Genomic DNA, 20,837 nt, shown 5'->3' on the forward strand with positions numbered 1-20,837 from the left:
CCAAAAGAAGCACCTTTCGCTGTAAACATGTTAATCACCACTAGCAGACAAATCGTCCGAATAAACAAATCTTTATTCACATGAAACATTTTCTGAACTGCCTGTGTATCCATGATTTTCTTAAGAGAAGGCATCTGGAACCCGTTTTTTGAATGCTTCATGATGATCCATGCGCCTAGCACAAAGGCGGTTAATTCAGATATCAATGTCGCAGCCGCCACCCCTTTGACTGCAAAAGAAAACACATGAACAAGCAGAAGGGCAAGGACCATATTCATGACATTGATCAAGATTTGTAAAGAGAGGGCTTCTTTCATTTTTGCCATTCCCATCAGCCACCCTAATATCACATAATTCATCAAGGTAAACGGGGCACCCCAAATACGAATATGAAAATAATCTGCTGCAAATTGCCGGACATCCGCAGCGGGAGAAATCACTAGAAAAGCAGATTGAATAATTGGCCATTGCAGGGCAATAAAACAAAGGCCGACAATGATGGCGATTAAAAAAGGTCTTAGAAAAGCAAGTACGCCCTGCTCCTCACTCTGCGCCCCGTTTGCCTGGGCGGCAAAAGCAGATGTACTCACCCGCAAAAAACCAAAGAGCCAATATAGTGTACTGAAAATGAGACTGCCAACCGCGACGCCTCCAATATAAGCGGGATTGGCGAGCTGACCGACAACTGCTGTATCAACAGCTCCAAGTAATGGAGTGGTCATCGTTGAGATGGTTAAAGGAATGGCCAAAGCTAAATACGCTCGATGGTTCACGATGCCACCTGCCTTTCATGAAAAATAGCCTCTTCTAAAAGAGGCGTTGATGAAATGAAGATTTACCGAACCGGTCTGCCAATTGTTCGGGACAAAGGATGGTCTGCGAGCATTGCATCTCTCATTTTCTGCACCGCTGTCTCTTCTGATGAAAAGAAATCATCCTTTGATTGAAATTGAGCAACAAGTTCACCTTGATCCAATATCGCCAATTGATCACTTACATGATAGGCTGCCGTCATATCATGTGTAATAAATAAGTAAGCGACACCCAGTTCCTTCTTTAATTCTACTAATAAATCTAAAATGACAGCCTGTGTAACCATGTCTAAGCTGCTGACGGATTCATCCAGTACGACGAGCTTTGGCTGCAGCAATAAGGCTCTTGCGATGTTGATCCTTTGCAGCTGGCCGCCGCTGAATTGATGCGGATATTTAGACAAGTCCTTTTCACTGAGCCCGACTCTTTCCAGCCAGTGAATCAACACGTTTTTGCGTTCTTGTCGGCTCATAGCTTCATAGTTTTCAAGCGGCTCGGATAAAATTTGTTCGACTGTCCACCTTGGATTCACCGCCGAATATGAATCTTGAAACACCGCTTGCACATGCCGGCGATAATGTTTGCGTGTTCGCTGATCTGCACAATATATATCCTGCCCTTCAAAAAGGACCTGACCGGCTCTTGGTTTCTCTAGACCAAGTATGATGCGGCCTAGTGTACTTTTCCCTGCGCCGCTTTGCCCCAGCAATCCGAGGCATGTGCCTTCTTCAATGATTAAATTGACGCCGCTTAAGACTTGGTCTGCACCTTTTTTTCTCATCAGAAACGACCGGCTGTTGTATGAATGACTAACTGCTTTCACTTCTAATAAATGCAAGGGCCTTCTCACCTCAAATCGGGCAAACAGCTGGGATGGATGGACGAGCTGCTAATAGTTTCTTTGTATAATCATGCTTCGGGTTTTCAAAAAGCTCAAGCACTTCTGCCTTTTCAACCATTTCTCCTTGTCTCATGACGACAACCTGATCTGCCATTTCTGCAATGACGCCAAGATCGTGAGTAATGAGCAAAATGGCAGTTCCATACTCATGACGAATTTGGTTTAGGTGCTCAAGCACCAGCTTCTGCGTGTGTACATCTAAAGCAGTTGTTGGTTCATCTGCTATGAGAAGAGGCGGGTGCATGCAGGCAGCCATGGCAATCATGACACGCTGCAGCATGCCGCCACTTAGTTCAAAGGGATACTTGTTTAACAGCTGATCTGGCTGCGGCAGATTCATCTGCGCTAACGCATCCATTGCCTTCGCTTGTGCCTGCCTTTTACTGACAGCGGTATGCCGGCGGATGGTTTCAATCAGCTGATGACCGATCGTCCATACTGGTGTAAAGCTGTTCATTGGATTTTGCATAATATATGAGATGTCTTTGCCCCGAATAGAGCGCATATCCTTTTCACTCATACCGATCAATTCTCGTCCTTGTAATGTGATGCTGCCAGTGACTTCCGTAGTTTTTCGATCAAGCATATGTAAGATCGACATACTTGTCACCGTTTTCCCGCAGCCGCTCTCACCTATTAAACCAACGATTTGACCACGCCCTACTTCAAACGATACGTCCTGAATAAGAGAGGTTGTCCCATGAGGCGTTTTCGTCTGCACATGCAGGTTCTCTATTTGTAAAATGGACTCTTGCACATCGATCATTCCTTTACACACGGCGTTTGATACCATATTTCTCTGAGAGGGCCTCTCCTAGTAAATTAAAGAGGACCACGACAGCCATAATCACAAGACCTGGGTACAGCATCAACTGAGGATTCGTTTGAATGTACGACTTCCCTTCATGGATCATGGCTCCCCATTCAGGCATAGGAGGCTGAACGCCTAATCCGAGAAAGGACATCGCAGAAATGTCCATAATCGCCCAGCCCATTTCGAGTGTACCAATGACCGCGAGTGGCGGCAGGACATTTGGAATCATATGCTTTCTCATGATGTTCCAGTGGGATGTCCCGCTGATTTTTGCAGCAGCAATAAAGTTCTGTTCTTTTAAACTCAGCACCATTCCTCGAAAGACGCGAGCATAGTATACCCATTGTACCAGCATCAAGGCAAGCACTACTTGAGAAAGTCCAGGACCAAAGATGCCGACTAATCCAAGAATCAGCACCAGGTTCGGGAATGCCATGATCCCGTCGCAGATTCTCATCAAGACGTGATCGATCCAGCCGCCTTTGTAACCTGACAACAAACCAATGATTAACCCAATCAATAAAGAAGAGAGAAAGATTAATAACGCACAGCCTAGCGAAACACGTGCACCATATAAAATTCGAGATAAATTGCATCGGCCTAATTGATCTGTCCCAAGAGGATACTCCCACGAAGACCCCTTTAGCTTCATCGCTAGATTGACAGCCGCCGGATCATGTGGAGCGATCCACGGTGCACATACTGTCACAATCAGCAATAGACCAAGGAGCACCACACAGATCGAGATCATCTTTTGATGAGAGAAGAGATATTTTCCTTTTGTCATCATGGCTGGCGGCCTTCCTTTCTGGAAATACGGGGGTCAATGATCAGCTGTAGCAAGTCCACAATCAAGCTGCTCAAGATAAAGATACATGCTGCCATGAGGACATAGAATTGAATGACCGGCAGATCCCGGTTAAAGATCGCTTCAATAAAGAAGCGCCCAAACCCCGGCCATGAAAAAACCGCCTCTACGATAATGGTTCCTGTCAGCAGCTTGCCAAGATTCACCCCAAGCCCTGTCAGCATTGGCGATATCGCGATTCTCAATACATGCTTGAACATGATCGACCGTTCCTTTAATCCTCTGATTCTCGCATATTGAACAAAAGGCTCTTGAAGCGCCTCACTCACACTTGATCGTAATAGCCTTGTATACGTAGCAATTAAAGGGACGGCCAGTGTGATCGACGGCAGGATGAGATGCTCCCATGTTCCGACCCCTTCAACTGGTAAAAGATCGAGCTTCACTGAAAAAAAGAAGATGAGCAAATACCCCAAGACAAACGTCGGGATAGATGCTCCTAAAAAAGAAATAAGCCGGCTCATATGATCAACGACGCCATTTTTCCTCATGCCGCTGAAAAAGCCGAGCGGAATGCTGACACAAATAGCTATCAGCAGACTAGTCAGCGCCAATTGAATCGTCGCTGGTATTCTATAGATCACCTCATTGAGCACAGGCTGGTTCGACATATACGACTGGCCAAAATCAAGGTGAATGACTTTTTCAATGGTGTGAAGATACTGCATATAAAACGGTTGGTCTAAACCAAATTCACTTCGTTTTTGCGCTAAAATTTCATCCGTAGGCTGGATATGAGCCGCTGCTAAATATGCCTCAGCCGGGTCAACTGGTGAAAGGTGAATCATACCAGTCGTAAAAAGTGTGGCTAATAAAAATACAGGGATGATTGATAGCATGCGTTTGACGATATAGCGGCCCATTTCCTTACCTTCCTTCTATTACTTCAGCTTAATGCCTGTGAATGGATGTTCATCGCGATTTGCTGGGAACTCAAAGTCCTTCACATTTTTTTGATAAACGGCTGTCTTTTTAAAATAAGAGATTGGCACAATCGCCCCTTGATCCTGTAATGAAGATAACACAGACGAATAAAGTGCTTTTCGTTTGTTTTCATTGGTTGTTGATGGAATTTCGCTCATTTCTTTGATCAGCTTGTCCTTATTTGGATAGGCTGAGATGGCTTCTTTGAATCCAAAACCATCTGATGAGACGACGTTCATAAATGTATGCGGATCATAAGGCGCTCCGTAGTTGCTAAAGAAGTTCATATCAAATTTGTTGGCTTTAAAGCGCTGCACCTGTGTTGCCAGCTCCACACCTTCAAGTTTGACGCCAACGCCAATGGCTCCCCATTCTGCTTGAAGCGTCTCAGCCATCGCTTTTTGAATCGATTCTGCTGAGTCATACATCATACTAAATTCAAGCGCTTTTCCATCTTTTTCACGAACGGTTTTTCCTTTTGGAAGTGTCCAGCCTGCTTCATCCAGCAATGCTTTCGCTTTGTCTACATCATACTGGAAAGACTTCACCTTAATATCAGATGTGTAAGGCATGTTGGTCGGCAATATGTGATCTGCTTCATCCTCTAAGCCAGAGGTGACACCTTCTACCATTGATTTCTTATTAATAGCATATTGAAGGGCATGACGCACTTTCTCATCTGACAACTGATCCACTTTTGTGTTCATGACAAGCTGTCTCGTTGCTACAGGCTCTGACATTTTTGTTTCATACTTGCCGCTCGCCTCTAGCTGTTTGTAGGCATCAAGGCTAATGGTTCCTTCTCCGTAAAGGATATCTACATCGCCTTTTTCAAATGCCATGACTCTCGTTTCCGCATCTGGGATCACCTTTACTTTAATTTCTTTAACCTTTGGTTTTTCTCCCCAATAATGATCATTTCGTTCGAAAATGGCATAGTCATCTTTTTGGTATGTTTTTAATACCCAAGGGCCTGTCCCCACTGGTTTTTCAATTCCTTTTGACGTATCTCCATTTTTAGGGAAGCCTGCTTCGCCTAAGAAACGAACCGGGCGGACAACTGCTAATTCTTGAACAGTTGGATAATATGGCTCTGTTAATGTGAGTTTAAACGTTTTCTTGTCTACTGCTTCTGTCTTTTTGATTTTTTTTATAACACCTAACCAGCTATGTATATCCTTGTTTTTTAAGATGGAATCAAAGTTCTTTTTCACAATGTTTGCATTAAAATCAGATCCATCTGAGAACGTCACATTGTCTCTTAAATGAAAAGTATACACCTTGCCATCCTTTGAAACATCCCATGATTTCGCTAATTCAGGTTTTAGCTTTCCATTCTTTTGATAGCTGACCAATGGCTCATAAATCATTGATTGTGCAAACAATTGCGATGGGTTGTATACGTGCGGATTCATTTCGCCAATATCTCTCGGCCAAGCCATCGTGATCATGTCAGGATGATCCTTGTTTCCTTCTGCTCCATTGTTTGCTTGAGAGCAGCCTACTAATAAAAAGATCAGCAGGAAAGGTAATACTGTATTTATTTTAATTTTCGGAAAAAAATTACTCCAAATAGACATAAGATGTTCCTCCTAATTGACGCTGATAATCATTTTCATTTTAAGGAGGAAGGACCCCTTTGTCAATATCATATTTAAAACGAATTGACAATACATATACCTATTTATTCCATTAATTGATGAATTTGATAGAAAGAGAGGCAGGCTGCTTACGAATGAGCAGCCTGTGAAGAGGTGAATGTTTTTTCTCGCAGGGCATTACGAAGTGTGTCAATGATACGATCCTGTTCAGCTTCTGTCATACTTGTTCCAGAGGGGAGACAAAGCCCTGTTTCAAATAACAACTCAGATACGGGAGTGCCTTTCGCCGCTGAATAAAAAGGACAATCCCGAAAGAGCGGCTGCTGGTGCAGCGGCTTCCATACACGCCTTGCTTCGATCTGTTCTTTTTCTAGTGCAGCAATGATGTCCACTGGATACATTTGCTTATCACGATCAATGGTCAATGTGGTCAACCAGCGGTTGGACTTGGTGTCTTGATATTCTGGCATCAAATAAAGACCCTCTACTTCAGATAACGCTTCCTGATAACTCTTGAAAATGCGGCGTTTTTGCTCAACACGCTCGTCCAATATTTCCATCTGAGCAATCCCGACACCTGCTAGCAGGTTGCTCATGCGATAGTTGTATCCCATCTCTTGATGCTCATAATGCATAGCGCGCTCTCTTGCCTGTGAAGCGAGAAAGCGGCAGCGTTCGATCGCAGCTTCATCATCACTCACAAGCATTCCACCCCCGGACGTTGTAATGATTTTATTTCCATTAAACGAATAGACGCCGAACCTGCCCATTGAACCGCTTTTTTTTCCTTTATACAGAGCGCCTAACGATTCAGCGGCATCCTCAATGACTGGCACATCATACGCTTCACACAACGCCATGATCTCGTCCATTTTTGCGCTTTGTCCATATAAATGCACGACAATGACTGCGCGGGGTCTTTTTCCAAGTCGTTTTGATTCCACAAATGCCTTCTCTAAAGCAAGCGGGCACATATTCCATGTATCCCTTTCAGAATCAATAAAAACGGGCGTCGCTTGTTCATATAAAATCGGATTTGCAGTTGCAACAAATGTGAGGGTTGAACAAAAGACAACGTCCCCTTTTTGAACACCAATAAGCTTTAAGGCGAGGTGAATCGCTGCTGTTCCTGAAGATAAAGCCGATCCTGTCTTCACTCCTGCATAGCCCGCGACTACCTGCTCAAATTCATTCACCAGAGGTCCAAGCGGCGCAATCCAGTTGCTCTTGAAGGCTTCCTCTATTTTCAGATACTCTTTTCCGCTCATATGCGGAGGCGATAAGTAAATTCGTTTCTTTTCTTGCATCATTTCCCACCTTCTCTCCGATCTTTGATTTCTATTGCAGGAATGCCTACAGCGACTTTCTGATCGTGTATATCTCTTGTTACTGCGGCTCCTGCGCCAATGATTGTCCAGCTTCCGATCGATATCCCGGGTATCACAACAGCACCTGCCCCAATATGGGTACCCATTCGTACAGACACACAGCCAGTTAACACTGCTCCTGGTGATAGGTGCACAAACGATTCGAGTATACAGTCATGCTCTACGATAGATCCTGTGTTGATAATCGCATGTTCACCGATTGCTGCATCTGCTTGAACTACTGCCCTTGCCATCACGACAGTTCCCCTTCCAATGACCGCTGATGGACTTACGACTGCCTCTGGATGGATGAGTGTGGCAAACGCCTTGTTTTCAAATGAGAGGCGTTCCTTTACTAGCTGTCTCATCTCATTTTGCCCAATAGCAATCAGCCATTTCATATGAGGCATTGTCTCTCTCAGCTGTTGACTCATGGAGATCGGTCCATACAAGATGCCGCTTTGAGTGATCTCCTCTTCAAATTGATCATCTAATACGGCACATAATGAGTAATCGGGATGTGCAACAATCATATCCTGAATAACTTTGCTATGCCCGCCAGCCCCAATTAAACCTATGGGTTGCTCTTTACATATCGGTTCCTTTGAATTTTTCAGCTGTGGCATGATGCGGCTGCTGCACCCCCTCTGTTTTGATGACTTTCAGCAAGGTCATCCATAAAATTTTCATATCAAGCCAAAACGTTTGATGCTCGACATACCAGAGGTCATAGGTGAATTTCTCCTCCCAGGAGATCGTGTTCCTTCCATTCACCTGTGCCCATCCAGTAATGCCAGGCTTTACAAGATGGCGCCTTGCTTGCTCCTCTGTATACATCGGCAGATACTCCATCAGAAGAGGCCTTGGTCCAACGAGACTGAGCTCTCCTTTTAGGACATTGACTAATTGCGGCAATTCATCAAGACTGAGCTTGCGAATCAAGGCGCCGGTTTTTGTTAATCGAAGATGATCTGGCAGGAGCCCCCCGTGCTCGTCGCGTTCATCGGTCATCGTCCGAAATTTATATAGCATAAATGGCCGGCCATACAGACCAGGCCGCTTCTGCCGAAACAACACAGGCGTCCCAATTTTCCACCGAATCAGTCCATAAATCAGAAGAAAAAGAAGACTGCCTGCGATGAGCAGCGTCAATGCCACCATCACATCTAACATTCTTTTCATCATTAAATCTCCTTATCTCACTAGCGGGAAACAGCTTGTTTTACCTTATGCACCAGCTGCTGCCGCTCTCGTTTTGTTCCTGCAAATTGATACAAGTAGCCCATATAGAGAATGAAACAAAGACCACCAATACAAAACAGTTCCCACCATGAGGTCACGTCATAAATCGCTTGAATCCCTGCACAGACGCCCCAAATCATGAGCGCTCCTGCAAGTGGAACCAATGTATGTTTGTAAAAGATGGTGCGTTTCTGATTCGTGATGTGGGCCGTATAAAATGGCAGAAACACGATATTTTTCATCAATAAAACTATCGCTCCTGCTGATGCAATGCCATATAAGCCAAGCTGAAGCATATGAGTCAATCCATAGGCAAAAAGCACATTGGATACACCTAATATGAGCGTGACCACCGCTGGAACTTTCAATCGATTAAAAGCGGTCGGCACATATGTCAGCGGTAAAAACATCAAGGTCAAACATAAATAAGCTGCATGAATCATGAGAAGCCATTTCAGCTCTTCAAAGGCAGGTCCAAGCCATAAAAGCATGAGCGGACCGGCGAGCCCTCCTAGTAAAGCGGCTGGGAACGCGACAAATAAACCGCTCCATTTAATGGCACTGGCTGCATATTGGATGAGACCTTCTTTGTCTTGATTCGAGTAAAATTTCGTGATCGTTGGGGCAAATACAACCGCCAGTGTCCCTGCGAGTGTGCGTAATAATAATGGGAATTGTAAAATCGCCGCATACTGTCCCGTCGCTTCCGCTCCAATGAGCAGGTTGGTCATCAATAAGTCAATTTGTAAAAACAACAAAATTCCCATTTGCTCAAAAGAATGCCAGACCCCTGATCGAACAAGTGTGAGACTAGAAGATAATGAGACGTGCCGCCACTTAAACGAAAACCAAGGAATGAGTTTTTTAAAATAATAGATACCGATTCCCATAGCCGCCAAGCTTCCTATGACGGCCGCAAGCGGAATATGCCAGATGGCTGGTGCCGTCCATGTAAACAGCATCACAATCATAAATGCCCTCAAAAACATCTGAATGGCCTGACCAACACTTGATACATATAACTTATTCGCATAAAACGGCGCAGCCCCAATGCCGGACATGACAAAATTGAGCATAAATAAAAGACCCCCTAATATAAAGGCGGTCTGTGTGTCTTTTGCGAGATAATCAGGCACATGAAGCCACTCTACCAGCTGACGGGACATGAACAGACAAAACAGAAAAAGACTGATCGATAAAACAATGGAACTAACGAAATAAGATGAGAGATAGCGCTGCGCCTTCTCCATTTCTCCTTTATGAGCCGCCACAGAAAAAAAACGCACCACAACAGCACTTAATGAAGCCGTAATAACCGATAAATAGTTGATCATATTTTGCGTCAGATGGATTAAGCCGAATGCTTCCACTCCAAGTGTATGAACGATGTACGGTGTTAAACAAACAGACATAAGCATCATCAAGACAAACGTCATGAAGTTTGCACTGGCATTGTAAAGAAACGCTCGATTCATTTTGTTTTCACGCAGCGTTTAAAAGCTTTCATCCAGCTTCCTCTCCCTTTTGTCCGCTCGTTTTCATCAGCTGATGAATCGCCTCTTTCACAGTCGCCTCATTCGGTTCTTTTAATAGCGTCAAAAACGGAAGATGAGCCACCCATTCATACCCTTCCATCACCTTATGATCAAACGACCTGAGGACAACACATGGTGTATGCGTAATCGCACAAAAGATCATGCCATGAAGCCGATCTGTCACGACGACCTGCGCCTTTCTTAACTCTGTCCATAAGGCAGATAATTCATCTAAGCGAGTCGTTCGATCAACTCGTTTGCCAATTGTCGTTGTGATGAAACCGACTTGATCATACGTGTCTTGAATATGCTGCTGCAGCTGCTGCCGGCTCTCCTTGGTGAGATAGGCTTCCTTATCCTCACGCAGACAAAGCAGAACCCCTTCACGTTTTTGTTCCTTTGATGCTTCGTCTAATGTCAGCACCATATCAGGCTGTTTCCACACATCTTGATCAGAGAAGTGCTGCTTCATCCATGTATAGGTTGTTTGATCTCTTGCCATGAGAAGCAGCCTTGGATGATGTTTGTATGTCTGAATGGCGCGGCGTTCCTCTCTTTTTCCTCTCTTTGTTTCTGTAAAATGGGCAGTGGCCGGCAGTTGAATCACCGGATAGGACTTGAAGGTCTTCATGATAAATTGTCTCGTCCATTCTTCATAACGGTATAAGTCCCCCATATTGCCCCCACCGATGATACAGACGATGTCTTCTGGGTGCCGCATACGCTTTAACGGACGAGCGAGGCGATAGATCTCTTTCATGTCCACTTCCATGATGTCATAAGCGGGAAAGTGCTCTTTTAAAAAACAATAACTCGCATAGGCAATCGCATGATCCCCTAAATTATCATGCCCCGGCAGCAGCGTGAGAATGATTTTCTTCTGATGACTCAGCTCTGGCAGGCTTTGGCGGCTCAGTCGATATTCAAGTGGATATTTAACCTTTAAGAGCAGCCACTCTGCGGCGTGCGCCTTCAATTGCTGCAATGTCAATCTCATCACCCCTATTTCCTTGTTTGATATTCGATCCATTTTTGATAGCTTGAAGCGGCGGCAGAAAGCGGATAAACCAACCGGCACTTAGCAAGGAATAAAATCATTCGCTTTCGAGCGGTGAGCTTCGATGGTTCCACTTGTTTGACGGCATGCAGAAAGGCCTCGTGTGTCACCATTTCCCGCATGTGATCAAGCTTTTCCCGAATAGAGAGGGCATTTTGGCTCTTCCATTCGTTGAGCATACAATGAAGAGTATGATTGACAATAAAAAAATCAAGTGCCTTCTCATACAGAGAGATGTCATCATATTCTTTCAAAAACAAGCGCTGCGCATGATAAAAGGTCAGTCCATGATGAAAATACTGCTTCTGATATCGCTGCACAATAGATGACAGATGAACCCTGTAGTAATAAAGAGGTTCATGAACAAAGGCGATGCTGCGTGATAAAGAAAAACAGCGCAGCGTCACATATTGATCTTCTATGTTCTCAAGTTCCCCCCGCAGCGGAAATCGAATGTGATGTTCTTCGATAAAGGCACGCCGATACAGCTTATTCCATGAAAACCCCGTGATGTCTCCGTGCAATAACGCTTCAATTAAACTCGTCTTTTCGGCTGATCGCTCGGCTAACAGCGTCGTTGGTATGGTTCGCTTTGACTGTTCAAATTGAATCCAGTACTCACTGACAACAAGATCTGCGCCGGTCATTTCAGCTTTTTCATACAAGGCTTCACAGTAATGAGGCGTGAGAATATCATCTGAATCAATAAAGGCGATATACGTCCCTTTTGCTTCTTCGATGCCCCGGTTCCTCACAGCGCCTAACCCTTGATTTGTTTGATGAATGACCCGAAAGCGCTGATCTTGCGCAGCAAACGCTTCAAGACATTCTCCGCTGTGATCCGTCGATCCATCATTCACGAGAATGACCTCTATATCTGAAAAACTTTGATCTGCAATTGATTGAAGGCATTGCTCCACATATTGACTCGTATTGTAGACTGCGACCAATAGACTGATAGCTGGCATTACAACATGCCCCACCTTTCTCCAAATCTACTTTGTAAATATCGTCCTGTACGGTAAAACAGATGAATCGAACGGCATCAGCATGATGCTGTACAGAATATAGCAAACAGCAATCCCTACATAGATAAAGACATTAGACCGCTGATCAAAAATACGGGTGAAATATGGCAGTAAAATGAGCTGGTACAAGCCAAAATAAATATGAAATCTTGCATAAATGACATCCTTTGTAGCAAGGATGCCAAACAAGAAACCGAGCAAACAAAAATTCACAATGTAATCACTCTCAGGCGTCAGCTCACGAAGTCGTTTTCGATAAAGGAAAGCAAGTAAAAGCGGCAAAACCAACACACCAATTTTTGTCACATTCATTCCATTCGTATTCGTTGTGAGCCATTCCTCGTAATGCCCATATGAACTGCCTTGCAGCATCACGACAAACACGGAAACAAAGCGGTCATAAAGAGCGGTTAACCCTAAGAAAATCATGCATAAGACCAGCATCATCCAAGACCATGCTTTTGTTCTCACGATAAAATACACCGGAATCATGATGAGAGCCGATGAATGAAACAATGAACATACGAGGACAAGCGGAAAATACAATTTCCACTGACCATTGATCACAAGACGGATGGCATAAAAAAGAACCGCAGCCACCATATACTGACGCATGCCATTAAACGAAGCGTAATAATGAAAAGTGCCGAGAAAAAGCAGCATACTCAGCTCAAAGGGACGGCCATATTGAATGAGCGTCTTGATGATAAAAAAATAGGTGATCGCCCCAACCGAGATATACATGATTTGCGGATCACGGGACAGTTGATTGAGCATCCATAAAATAAACGTAAATCCTGGGTCAGTGGCCGCCTTGTCCACACCAAATCCGAATATATGCCAAGGCTTTTCATAATTGACGGAGAACTCATACATCTGTCCATATGTGACAAAATCGGTTCCTACTTTGTACCGAATACCAGCGACAATACAAAGAAACAAAAACGGAAATAACACCAGAATCTTGTTAGGCCGCCATCCGCTTTGAATGGTATCATCACGCCTGCCGTAAAATGCGGCAAAGCTCGACCATAAATAGACCATGATCATGTTCACCAAATAAACCGCCATCTGCCATTCCTTCCTTACAGTCCATATCCATTCATCACACGTGTGATGTTCTGTTTGACATCAAATCCTCTTTGTTCAAGCTGGGACGTAATGGTCTCTTGAAGAGGAGGCTCTGCATGATATGCTTCAAGCACCGCCTTCATCCATTCATGCGCAGAATCCCGCAGCGACATTCTTTTCACAAGACCGCAGCCTAAATCCACTTCCTCTGTAATATGATCTGAAATCACACAAGGCAATCCAGATGCCTGTGCTTCCACTAATACAAGCGGAAGTCCTTCAAACAAGGACGGCATCACAAATACATCAAATGCTTTCATATACTGCGGAACGTCTGATACGACGCCTGTAAAGACAATGTCGTCTAACAAGCCTGCCTTCTTCGCATATGATTCAACCACCTGCCTCAGTGGTCCATCCCCTACAAGGACAAGTTGAAATGAGACCCCTTGTTTCTTTAAGGTCTGTGCCAGTTCCATAAAAAAAACGTGATTTTTTTGCTCATGAAACCGGCCAATATGACCAATAATCATGCTCTTTTCGTGAAGACCCAGCTGCTTTTTGATCTTCACCTTTTCGTCTGGATCAGGCTGAAAGAAAAGGGATAAATCAATCCCATTCGGCAGCACCTCAACTTGTCCATTCTTCATTTTTTTCTGCCCAAATAAAAAGGAACCGGCATCCTCACCGCATGCAACAAGCTGTGTAGAAAATGCAAAGATCAGCTGGCGAAACCCTTTGAGCATCATATGGTCTACCAAATTTGGCGACTGTTTCCAAGCTGTATTATGCGAATGACAAATCCGCACCTTCACACCCGCCAATTTCGCAGCAAGTGCGGAGAAACCTGTTTGAAAATCCGTATGGGCATGCACTGCCTGATACGGTCCTGTTCGCTTGATTGTCTTTGTCAATGTTTTCACAAATGCCAAAGGAGAGGATGCCCCAATACTTGGGACGTAGAAGATACGTCCCCCGAGCCTCTGAATTTCCTCATCATAATCACAGACATCCTTTCGGTGGGTAATGAAGTCAAATTGAAGGACATTTCTATCGAGTGCACGATAGATGTTCATAATCATCGTTTCAGCCCCGCCGCGGTTCATCCCGCCCACAATATGGAGTACACGCTTTGGCTCACTCATCCCGAATCGTCCTCCTTTTCAACAAAGACGCCTCCAACTTCCGCTGGTGATAAAATTTCATGATCTTCGGTGATAAACAGGCGCGGACCACCGGCTTTAGTGCAAACAGATAATGAACCGGCGACAATTTTAATAACCAGCATGCTTTTAAAACGAGCCAGGCATTATCCATCGAATATTGAAACTTACGGCGCTGAAAGGCCGCTTCATCCTCTCTCACAAGGTATAACGGCTCTTGTAAATTAAAGCCTTTTCTCCCCGCAGCAAAAAAACGGATCCAAAGATCGATATCTTCCATCCGCCTTGTTGTTTTCACAGAGCGATACCCATGTAAAGCCTTGTATGCAGCAGCCCTCATCATAATGGTTCCATGACAAAACGGCGTCCCTCTTGCCAGCACTTTCCGATCAGGCTCTGAAATCAGTGCACGTACACCTTTTGTACCCGATTCATCAAACACCGTCATCGCCGTACCGACCACATCATATTCAGGATGTGTTTCTAGGAAATGAACCTGTTTTTCTAAACGAACTGGTACTGATACATCGTCGCCATCCTGCCGTGCAATCAAGTCTCCCCTTGCTTCAGCGAGACAGCGATTCAGACTGGCAGCAAGCCTTTGATTATGCTCATTGCGAATAAGGCGAATTCTTTCAGGGTCTCGTTTTGTATAAGACAGCACTTTTTCATAGGTGCCATCTGTTGATGCATCATCACATATGATGAGCTCCCAGTTGTCATATGTTTGATAAAGAATGGATTCAATACTTTCTTCTACTGTGTCTTGGCAATTGTAGACACCCATGATGATAGACACCTTTGGCTTACGCATGCTCACATCACCTTCTCTGCTTGATCCATATAAGTTGTATAAATTTCTTCCATAGCACTCACCGCCTGCTCCTGTGCAAATGCATGCGCTAAGGAGCGTCCCGCTTTTCCCATGAGGGGCAGCTGATCCCTTTTGTGATAGAGCTGGTGCAAATAATCAGCCAAGTCATTCACATCATGCGGTTTGACTAAAAAACCATTGACGCCATGTCTGATCAGCTCACAGTGTCCTCTATTCTCCGTTGCAATGACCGGCTTTTCCGCAGACATCGCTTCAAGCAGATTCATGCCAAGCCCTTCTCTCAAACTAGTCGACACACATACATCACTCAAATGCAGCCATTCCTCAATTCGTTTGCAAAAACCAGCAAAGTGGACATGCTTTTCAAGATGGAGCCCGCAAACCAGCTTTTCATACATCGGCCTCATTGTGCCTTCCCCGGCAAATACGATCTTCACATTTGATATTTTCCTATATAGCTGTGCACATGCTTTGATGAGCATCCCTTGGTTTTTATTCGCATTTAATTCACCAGCACACAGCACAATAAAATCTTCCGAGGAAAAGCCATAGACTGCACGAAGACGCTGCTTCTCTTTTTCATCAACTGGTGCAAATCGTTTCATATCCACACCCATACCGGGAACATAATAGACAGATGAACGCTCTTTTGATAGACGATCTGCTCTTTTAAAATCCTCTCCATTAATAGTGATCAAAGCGTCTGTATGGCGGGCGAGCCATCGCTCAATCGGATAATAGAGCAGCCAGTTTTGAAGCGGCGCCCCCTGCCAAAAGTGAAAGCCGTGTGCTGTGTAAAGAACCTTCGTTCCTTTTTTGCGCGCGCTTTTGGCTGCAAGTCTGCCAATAACACTTCCCATTGGTGTGTGACAATGGATGAAGTCGTAGTGCTCTTTCGCTAACAGCTTCTTCAGCTCCACATACGCAAACCGGTTGTGCACATGAAAAGGTGAGCGCTGAATCGGAATTGAGTGCGCTTGATCCACATAGGGCAGCTCCAGCTGACCATTTGCTGCTGTATGCACTTCCCATCCTTGTTCCTGAAACCACCGGAAATATGGAAGGTGAAATGCCTTAAAATGATAGTCAACCGTTGCGCAAAACAAGACTTTTTTCTTCATTGGCAAGCGCTTCCTCCTCTCTGGTCATCTGTTCAGACAACAAATCATGCGATTCGATGGCAGCAAACAATGCTTCTCTCATTTGCTCTTCACTCATCATGTCAAATTCATGGATAAAGCGGTTCAGCACATATGGGTCCCCATCCAGCGCATGACCGATATGAATTTTCGGAAAAATTTGTTCCTGTGCTTTTTCATGCTGGTTGAGTAATTCTTCATACATTTTCTCCCCAGGACGAATGCCTGTGAACGTAATCGGAATCTGGTCTGTGGTATAGCCTGAGAGGTGAATGAGGTTTTCTGCGAGGTCAACAATTTTCACTGGCTCCCCCATATCTAATACAAAAATCTGTCTTCCTTCTGCCAGTGCACCCGCCTGAATGACAAGCCTTGATGCTTCTGGAATGGTCATAAAATATCTTGTCATGGCTGGGTGCGTGACCGTGACCGGCCCGCCTTGTTCGATCTGTTTCTTAAAAATTGGAATGACGCTTCCCCTGCTTCCGAGTACATTTCCAAATCGAACCGCTACAAATTTTGTTTCACTGCTTGCCCCCATTTGCATGATCAGCATTTCAGCAAATCGCTTTGTGGCGCCCATCACATTGGCAGGATTGACCGCTTTGTCAGAGGAAATGAGGACGAATGTTTCAATGCCATGCTCATGTGCAGCTTCTGCGACATTTTTTGTCCCGATAATATTGTTTTTCACTGCTTCTTTTGGACTGATCTCCATGAGCGGGACGTGCTTATGTGCCGCGGCATGATAAATCATATCCGGCTGAAACTGACCAACGATTTCACTCATTTTCTGTTTATCTTGGATATCTGCAATTTGTGGATAGAGACTGATGGTGTCCCCATAAATTTCTTTCAGCTCTAGTAAAATAGAATGAATGCTAAATTCCCCGTGTCCCACAAGCACAATCGCTTGAGGAGCAAACACACAAATTTGACGACAGATTTCTGACCCAATCGATCCGCCTGCTCCTGTGACCATAATCGTTTTCCCCTTTAAATGGACAGATAGACGGCTTGAATCTAATTGAATCGGTTCTCTTCCGAGTAAATCCTCTGGCTGTACATCCCGTAATTGATTCAGCGCATGAGTTCCTTTTAAAATCTGCTCCATCTCTGGCATGATCTGCGTTTTGACCCCAGTCGCTACGCATTCCTTATACAGCCCTTTTAAGGTATGGCTGCTTTTGGACGGAATGGCGATGATGATCTTTTGAATATCCATCATCACAACAGCTGTTTGAATCTGTTCTTTTCCCCCTAGAACAGGCAGTCCCATGATTTCAAGCTTATGCTTCGTCTTGTCATCATCTATGAAGGCGACTGGTTCAATATGTACATCACTCGATTGCTGAAGCTGACGAACGATGATGGTCCCGGCTGATCCGGCGCCAATGATTAAGGCCCGCTCCTTTTCTACCTGCAGCCGCTTTGCACCATCATGAAATAGCCGAGAGGCCATTCGAGATGCACCGATGAATAATACGTGGAAAAGCCACACAATGAACAAAAACCGAAAGGGCCATGTCTGCACGAAAAGGTACAGCATTGCCATTGAAAATAAAAAAGAACACACAAAGGTCTTCATTAAAGAAAATAGCTCTCTTACCCCTGTATAAGCCCATACTTGCTTGTACACGTGAAAAATATACGAAAACAAATGGTGCCCAATGAGCAGACTGAGCGAAGAAATGACGAGCATTTCAAATGTATAAACAGTTAACGCCGCTTCTTGGACAAATTGAAAGCCAAAAAAGACAGCCACTAAGATGAGATATGAATCTAGTGCCACGATGATTGATAATCTTTGGGCGTAAGTCAACGCTCCTCCCCCTTTTTCAACATCACTATTCTTACGTAAAATGGGCATCAAACCCGTCCTCACACCCCACTATTGATGACGAGCATCTAAGGCATTTGTCATGCCCACAGCAGGATCGAGTGCCTCCATTGTTAAAGATTAGGAGACATCACCTATCAATCTTGTTAATACATATACAGCCTTCCCTTTTTCTCTTTCTTGCCATTTAGCATAGCCCCAAGCAGTTTACCTGTTGTTCCTTCTAACACTTCTTTTGATTTCTTCACAGCCGCTATCTTTGTTTTGCCGCTTAAGACAACAAGAATGCTCCCATCGGTCCGGTTCGCCAGGATCTTTGCATCGGCCACTGGCAGAAGCGGCGCAGAATCAACAATCACCATGTCATATTGCTGTTCAATTTCATAAAACAGCTGCTTCATGACAGAAGAGGAGAGCAGCTCAGCTGGATTCGGCGGAATGGTTCCGCTCGGAAGCAGCTCTAAATGCTCAATGGGTGTAGGCAAAATAGCTTCCTCCAAGCTGCAATTATTTAATAGTACATTGGTCAAACCCGTGTGATGACTCAGGTCAAAATATTCATGAACAGCCGGCTTTCGCAAATCAGCATCCATCAGCAGCACCCGCTTTTTCTGCTGTGCAAAAACAGCTGCTAGGTTTGCAGCCGTAAATGATTTCCCTTCCTTCGGCAAGGAGGATGTCACCAATATGGATTTCAGCCTTGTTTGGATTGATGTGAATTCGATGTTAGTTCGGATTGTACGGAATTGTTCTGCAATGACAGAGTGAGGATTTAATACAGAAATACAGGATAAATCTCTCTTTTCTCTTTTCTTCCTCTTAAAGATCAATGTTCTGTCCTCCCGTTATGACGGACTGCTTGTCTTTTTTTGCCCTCCTGTCTGCCTGCATCTGATAGACACTTCCGAGCGACGGCAATCCGATCTCTTCTCTTATTTGATGTGTTCGTTTTACAGTATCATCGAGTAAATTCATTAAGAAAATGAGTGTCATCCCCCCTAATAAAGAGGCACCTAGTGCCAGAACGATATGAACGAATTTTCTTGAATTCATGAGAATCGTATTGGACAGCTTGGCTTCAGACAAAACATTAATGCGATCCATATTCATGGTTTTTTTGATTTCTTCTTGCAGCACCTCTGTTGCGGTATTCGCAATGGCGACTGCCTTTGCGCGATCCTCATCTTGTACAGAAATATTGATGACCTCAGACTCATTTTCTGTACTTGTGGCAATTTTGTGTTTTAATCCTTCAGCTGATTCTGTGAGGTTGAGTGTTTCTTTTACTTTTTCAATGACGATCGGACTTTTTAATAAAACTTGAAAGGTACGTGTATATTGAAGGTTCATCTGAATATCGTTTAAGTTTGCTTGTGCGTCATTGCTGCGTTTATGAACAAGAATTTGAGTGGTTGCCTGATATACAGGAGTCGAGACATAGAACTGATAGTAGGCTGAAGTGCCCGTTACGATCAGGACAATCAGGATCAGAAGGGCCATTTTCTCTTTAATGACAGAAAACAGCTGCTTAAAACCTATATTCTCATTCATAGATACCTCCCGATTTCATCATAAAAAGGTTATATATGGTTTCTTTTTGTTAATGATTGGATTATAAAAGATAATACCCGCAAAGAAAAATGTCATAATAGGTCTTATAGTTCTTTTTAAAGAACGAAATCGTTCGTTTTCTTTTGTTTACTTCCTGTTTCTTACGTTTTTGAATTTTATAAAGAACAATTTATTTCTTATAATGAACGAAAAGGTCGCAGTACGATTCGCCAGGGAGAAGGGAGATCATTGATAAGAATGATAGGAAAGGTGATACGCATTTACCGAAAGAGGAAAGGATACTCCATTCAGCAGCTGGCTGAAGATGCCCATGTCTCTAAGTCGTATTTGAGTAAAATTGAGCGTGGTGTCCACAGAAATCCATCTGTCCAGTTTTTAAAAAAGGTATCCTCTTCACTAGAAATTGATTTACAAGAGCTGTTTGATGCAGAGACGATGATGTTTCATTACTCTGAGGGTGGTGAACACGAATGGCGGGAGCATATCGTCAATGCCGTCCAATCCGGCATGCCGAAAGAAGAACTCTATCAGCTGCTCCAAACGTACCGAAAGGAGCAGGAAGAAAAGACGTTACATGTCACTCATAGAAAGCTGACGGATTCGAATATATCAGAGTGGAAGCGTCTGATGAGTGAGGCGAAAGCTATCGGCTTAAGCATTGAGGAAGTAAAAGCATTCCTCGCCAACATGGGAGAACGACGGGCGTAAGCCTTTCAGGAAGAGTCAAATTGCGGGGAGAGGCGTTTGACGCTTCGCTGAAAAAGAGCCTTTTATCATGAAAAGGCTCTTTTTTCTCTTATTCTTCTTTTTTTGTTCGTGCTTTTTTCGTTATATCATTGTTTTTCCAATAGGCCCATAGTGATGTAATCCCAAGAAAGGCTAACGTGATAAATTGCTGAATACCTTCTTCATCAATAGGAATTGGGCTTTTTCCCGCAGCGGTTAGAGCACTGTTGACAAGCGCGAGCAAAAGCAGCACAAGCCTTGCGATTGTACCTGCACTAATTTTTTGAACCTTCAACTGTATCCCCTCCCTTTCTTCCCCTTCACGGGCGGTACTGCTCGTT

General features: G+C 44.2%; 21 protein-coding genes. 1 reads left to right on the plus strand and 20 read right to left on the minus strand.

The features are described from left to right. The 19 genes from MHH26_RS14150 to MHH26_RS14240 all read right to left on the minus strand — a co-directional run. Positions 1–773 (minus strand): MATE family efflux transporter (locus MHH26_RS14150; protein WP_340973835.1); only part of this gene is annotated, 773 nt, incomplete at its 3' end. 62 nt (positions 774–835) lie between these two features. Then, positions 836–1,651 carry a nickel import ATP-binding protein NikE gene (gene nikE, locus MHH26_RS14155; protein ID WP_034660031.1) on the minus strand — a complete coding sequence of 272 codons (816 nt, stop codon included), beginning with the start codon at positions 1,649–1,651 and terminating at the stop codon, positions 836–838. Between the two features lie 13 nt (positions 1,652–1,664). Further along, complete coding sequence (locus tag MHH26_RS14160; protein WP_307500267.1) at positions 1,665–2,480, minus strand: ABC transporter ATP-binding protein; 816 nt, start codon at positions 2,478–2,480, stop codon at positions 1,665–1,667. A 4-nt stretch (positions 2,481–2,484) separates the two neighbouring features. After that, complete coding sequence (gene nikC, locus MHH26_RS14165; protein ID WP_066030351.1) at positions 2,485–3,318, minus strand: nickel ABC transporter permease subunit NikC; 834 nt, start codon at positions 3,316–3,318, stop codon at positions 2,485–2,487. Continuing rightward, a complete protein-coding gene (nikB, locus tag MHH26_RS14170) occupies positions 3,315–4,259 on the minus strand; it encodes a nickel ABC transporter permease subunit NikB (protein WP_106048199.1) in 945 nt (314 codons plus the stop codon). Before nikB ends, nikC begins: the two co-directional genes overlap by 4 nt. Before the next feature lie 18 nt (positions 4,260–4,277). Beyond that, positions 4,278–5,900: a nickel ABC transporter substrate-binding protein gene (gene nikA / locus MHH26_RS14175; RefSeq protein ID WP_340973838.1), complete on the minus strand. Its 1,623-nt coding sequence runs from the start codon at positions 5,898–5,900 to the stop codon at positions 4,278–4,280. A gap of 149 nt (positions 5,901–6,049) precedes the next feature. Further along, positions 6,050–7,228 (minus strand): DegT/DnrJ/EryC1/StrS family aminotransferase, encoded by a 1,179-nt coding sequence (locus MHH26_RS14180; protein WP_307500270.1) that lies wholly within the window; start codon positions 7,226–7,228, stop codon positions 6,050–6,052. After that, complete coding sequence (locus MHH26_RS14185; RefSeq protein ID WP_307500271.1) at positions 7,228–7,914, minus strand: acetyltransferase; 687 nt, start codon at positions 7,912–7,914, stop codon at positions 7,228–7,230. Before MHH26_RS14185 ends, MHH26_RS14180 begins: the two co-directional genes overlap by 1 nt. Then, positions 7,877–8,470 carry a sugar transferase gene (locus MHH26_RS14190; protein ID WP_060597336.1) on the minus strand — a complete coding sequence of 198 codons (594 nt, stop codon included), beginning with the start codon at positions 8,468–8,470 and terminating at the stop codon, positions 7,877–7,879. The genes MHH26_RS14185 and MHH26_RS14190 overlap by 38 nt, the downstream gene beginning before the upstream one ends. A gap of 20 nt (positions 8,471–8,490) precedes the next feature. Further along, the gene (locus MHH26_RS14195) at positions 8,491–10,005 is read right to left on the minus strand and encodes an MATE family efflux transporter (protein ID WP_307500273.1); all 1,515 of its coding nucleotides are present in this window, start codon (positions 10,003–10,005) and stop codon (positions 8,491–8,493) included. A 28-nt stretch (positions 10,006–10,033) separates the two neighbouring features. Then, entirely contained in the window at positions 10,034–11,062 is a 1,029-nt protein-coding gene (locus MHH26_RS14200) for a polysaccharide pyruvyl transferase family protein (RefSeq protein WP_370876280.1), read from the minus strand. Positions 11,063–11,067: 5 nt separating this feature from the next. Continuing rightward, on the minus strand, positions 11,068–12,090 hold the full coding sequence (locus MHH26_RS14205; protein ID WP_307500274.1) for a glycosyltransferase family 2 protein: 1,023 nt from the start codon (positions 12,088–12,090) through the stop codon (positions 11,068–11,070). Positions 12,091–12,117: 27 nt separating this feature from the next. Further along, a complete protein-coding gene (locus MHH26_RS14210) occupies positions 12,118–13,221 on the minus strand; it encodes an EpsG family protein (protein WP_307500275.1) in 1,104 nt (367 codons plus the stop codon). 14 nt (positions 13,222–13,235) lie between these two features. Further along, on the minus strand, positions 13,236–14,366 hold the full coding sequence (locus tag MHH26_RS14215; RefSeq protein WP_340973845.1) for a glycosyltransferase family 1 protein: 1,131 nt from the start codon (positions 14,364–14,366) through the stop codon (positions 13,236–13,238). After that, on the minus strand, positions 14,359–15,198 hold the full coding sequence (locus MHH26_RS14220; RefSeq protein ID WP_340973848.1) for a glycosyltransferase family 2 protein: 840 nt from the start codon (positions 15,196–15,198) through the stop codon (positions 14,359–14,361). The genes MHH26_RS14215 and MHH26_RS14220 overlap by 8 nt, the downstream gene beginning before the upstream one ends. A gap of 2 nt (positions 15,199–15,200) precedes the next feature. Continuing rightward, a complete protein-coding gene (locus MHH26_RS14225) occupies positions 15,201–16,340 on the minus strand; it encodes a glycosyltransferase family 4 protein (RefSeq protein ID WP_340973850.1) in 1,140 nt (379 codons plus the stop codon). Beyond that, complete coding sequence (locus MHH26_RS14230) at positions 16,306–18,180, minus strand: polysaccharide biosynthesis protein (protein ID WP_066030343.1); 1,875 nt, start codon at positions 18,178–18,180, stop codon at positions 16,306–16,308. Before MHH26_RS14230 ends, MHH26_RS14225 begins: the two co-directional genes overlap by 35 nt. Positions 18,181–18,344: 164 nt before the next feature. Beyond that, entirely contained in the window at positions 18,345–19,028 is a 684-nt protein-coding gene (locus tag MHH26_RS14235) for a CpsD/CapB family tyrosine-protein kinase (RefSeq protein WP_034316653.1), read from the minus strand. Continuing rightward, entirely contained in the window at positions 19,018–19,749 is a 732-nt protein-coding gene (locus tag MHH26_RS14240) for a YveK family protein (RefSeq protein ID WP_034660050.1), read from the minus strand. Before MHH26_RS14240 ends, MHH26_RS14235 begins: the two co-directional genes overlap by 11 nt. A gap of 258 nt (positions 19,750–20,007) precedes the next feature. Between MHH26_RS14240 and slrR the strand changes: the two genes are divergently transcribed. Continuing rightward, positions 20,008–20,478: an HTH-type transcriptional regulator SlrR gene (gene slrR, locus MHH26_RS14245; RefSeq protein WP_034660051.1), complete on the plus strand. Its 471-nt coding sequence runs from the start codon at positions 20,008–20,010 to the stop codon at positions 20,476–20,478. An 88-nt stretch (positions 20,479–20,566) separates the two neighbouring features. Here the strand turns inward: slrR and MHH26_RS14250 are convergent, their stop codons facing one another. Next, complete coding sequence (locus MHH26_RS14250) at positions 20,567–20,791, minus strand: phage holin (protein ID WP_034660052.1); 225 nt, start codon at positions 20,789–20,791, stop codon at positions 20,567–20,569. Positions 20,792–20,837 lie beyond the last annotated feature (46 nt).

The sequence above is a fragment of the Bacillus sp. FSL K6-2839 genome (assembly GCF_038003365.1).
Lineage (GTDB): Bacteria > Bacillota > Bacilli > Bacillales > Bacillaceae > Bacillus.

Bases quoted from the DNA above. Each gene is read 5' to 3' on its own strand.
- MHH26_RS14160 (WP_307500267.1), bottom strand. From the start codon at position 2,480: ATGATCGATGTGCAAGAGTCCATTTTACAAATAGAGAACCTGCATGTG.
- nikC (WP_066030351.1), bottom strand. From the start codon at position 3,318: ATGATGACAAAAGGAAAATATCTCTTCTCTCATCAAAAGATGATCTCG.
- nikB (WP_106048199.1), bottom strand. From the start codon at position 4,259: ATGGGCCGCTATATCGTCAAACGCATGCTATCAATCATCCCTGTATTT.
- nikA (WP_340973838.1), bottom strand. From the start codon at position 5,900: ATGTCTATTTGGAGTAATTTTTTTCCGAAAATTAAAATAAATACAGTA.
- MHH26_RS14180 (WP_307500270.1), bottom strand. From the start codon at position 7,228: ATGCAAGAAAAGAAACGAATTTACTTATCGCCTCCGCATATGAGCGGA.
- MHH26_RS14185 (WP_307500271.1), bottom strand. From the start codon at position 7,914: ATGCCACAGCTGAAAAATTCAAAGGAACCGATATGTAAAGAGCAACCC.
- MHH26_RS14190 (WP_060597336.1), bottom strand. From the start codon at position 8,470: ATGAAAAGAATGTTAGATGTGATGGTGGCATTGACGCTGCTCATCGCA.
- MHH26_RS14195 (WP_307500273.1), bottom strand. From the start codon at position 10,005: ATGAATCGAGCGTTTCTTTACAATGCCAGTGCAAACTTCATGACGTTT.
- MHH26_RS14200 (WP_370876280.1), bottom strand. From the start codon at position 11,062: ATGAGATTGACATTGCAGCAATTGAAGGCGCACGCCGCAGAGTGGCTG.
- MHH26_RS14205 (WP_307500274.1), bottom strand. From the start codon at position 12,090: ATGCCAGCTATCAGTCTATTGGTCGCAGTCTACAATACGAGTCAATAT.
- MHH26_RS14210 (WP_307500275.1), bottom strand. From the start codon at position 13,221: ATGGCGGTTTATTTGGTGAACATGATCATGGTCTATTTATGGTCGAGC.
- MHH26_RS14215 (WP_340973845.1), bottom strand. From the start codon at position 14,366: ATGAGTGAGCCAAAGCGTGTACTCCATATTGTGGGCGGGATGAACCGC.
- MHH26_RS14220 (WP_340973848.1), bottom strand. From the start codon at position 15,198: ATGCGTAAGCCAAAGGTGTCTATCATCATGGGTGTCTACAATTGCCAA.
- MHH26_RS14225 (WP_340973850.1), bottom strand. From the start codon at position 16,340: ATGAAGAAAAAAGTCTTGTTTTGCGCAACGGTTGACTATCATTTTAAG.
- MHH26_RS14240 (WP_034660050.1), bottom strand. From the start codon at position 19,749: ATGAATGAGAATATAGGTTTTAAGCAGCTGTTTTCTGTCATTAAAGAG.
- slrR (WP_034660051.1), top strand. From the start codon at position 20,008: ATGATAGGAAAGGTGATACGCATTTACCGAAAGAGGAAAGGATACTCC.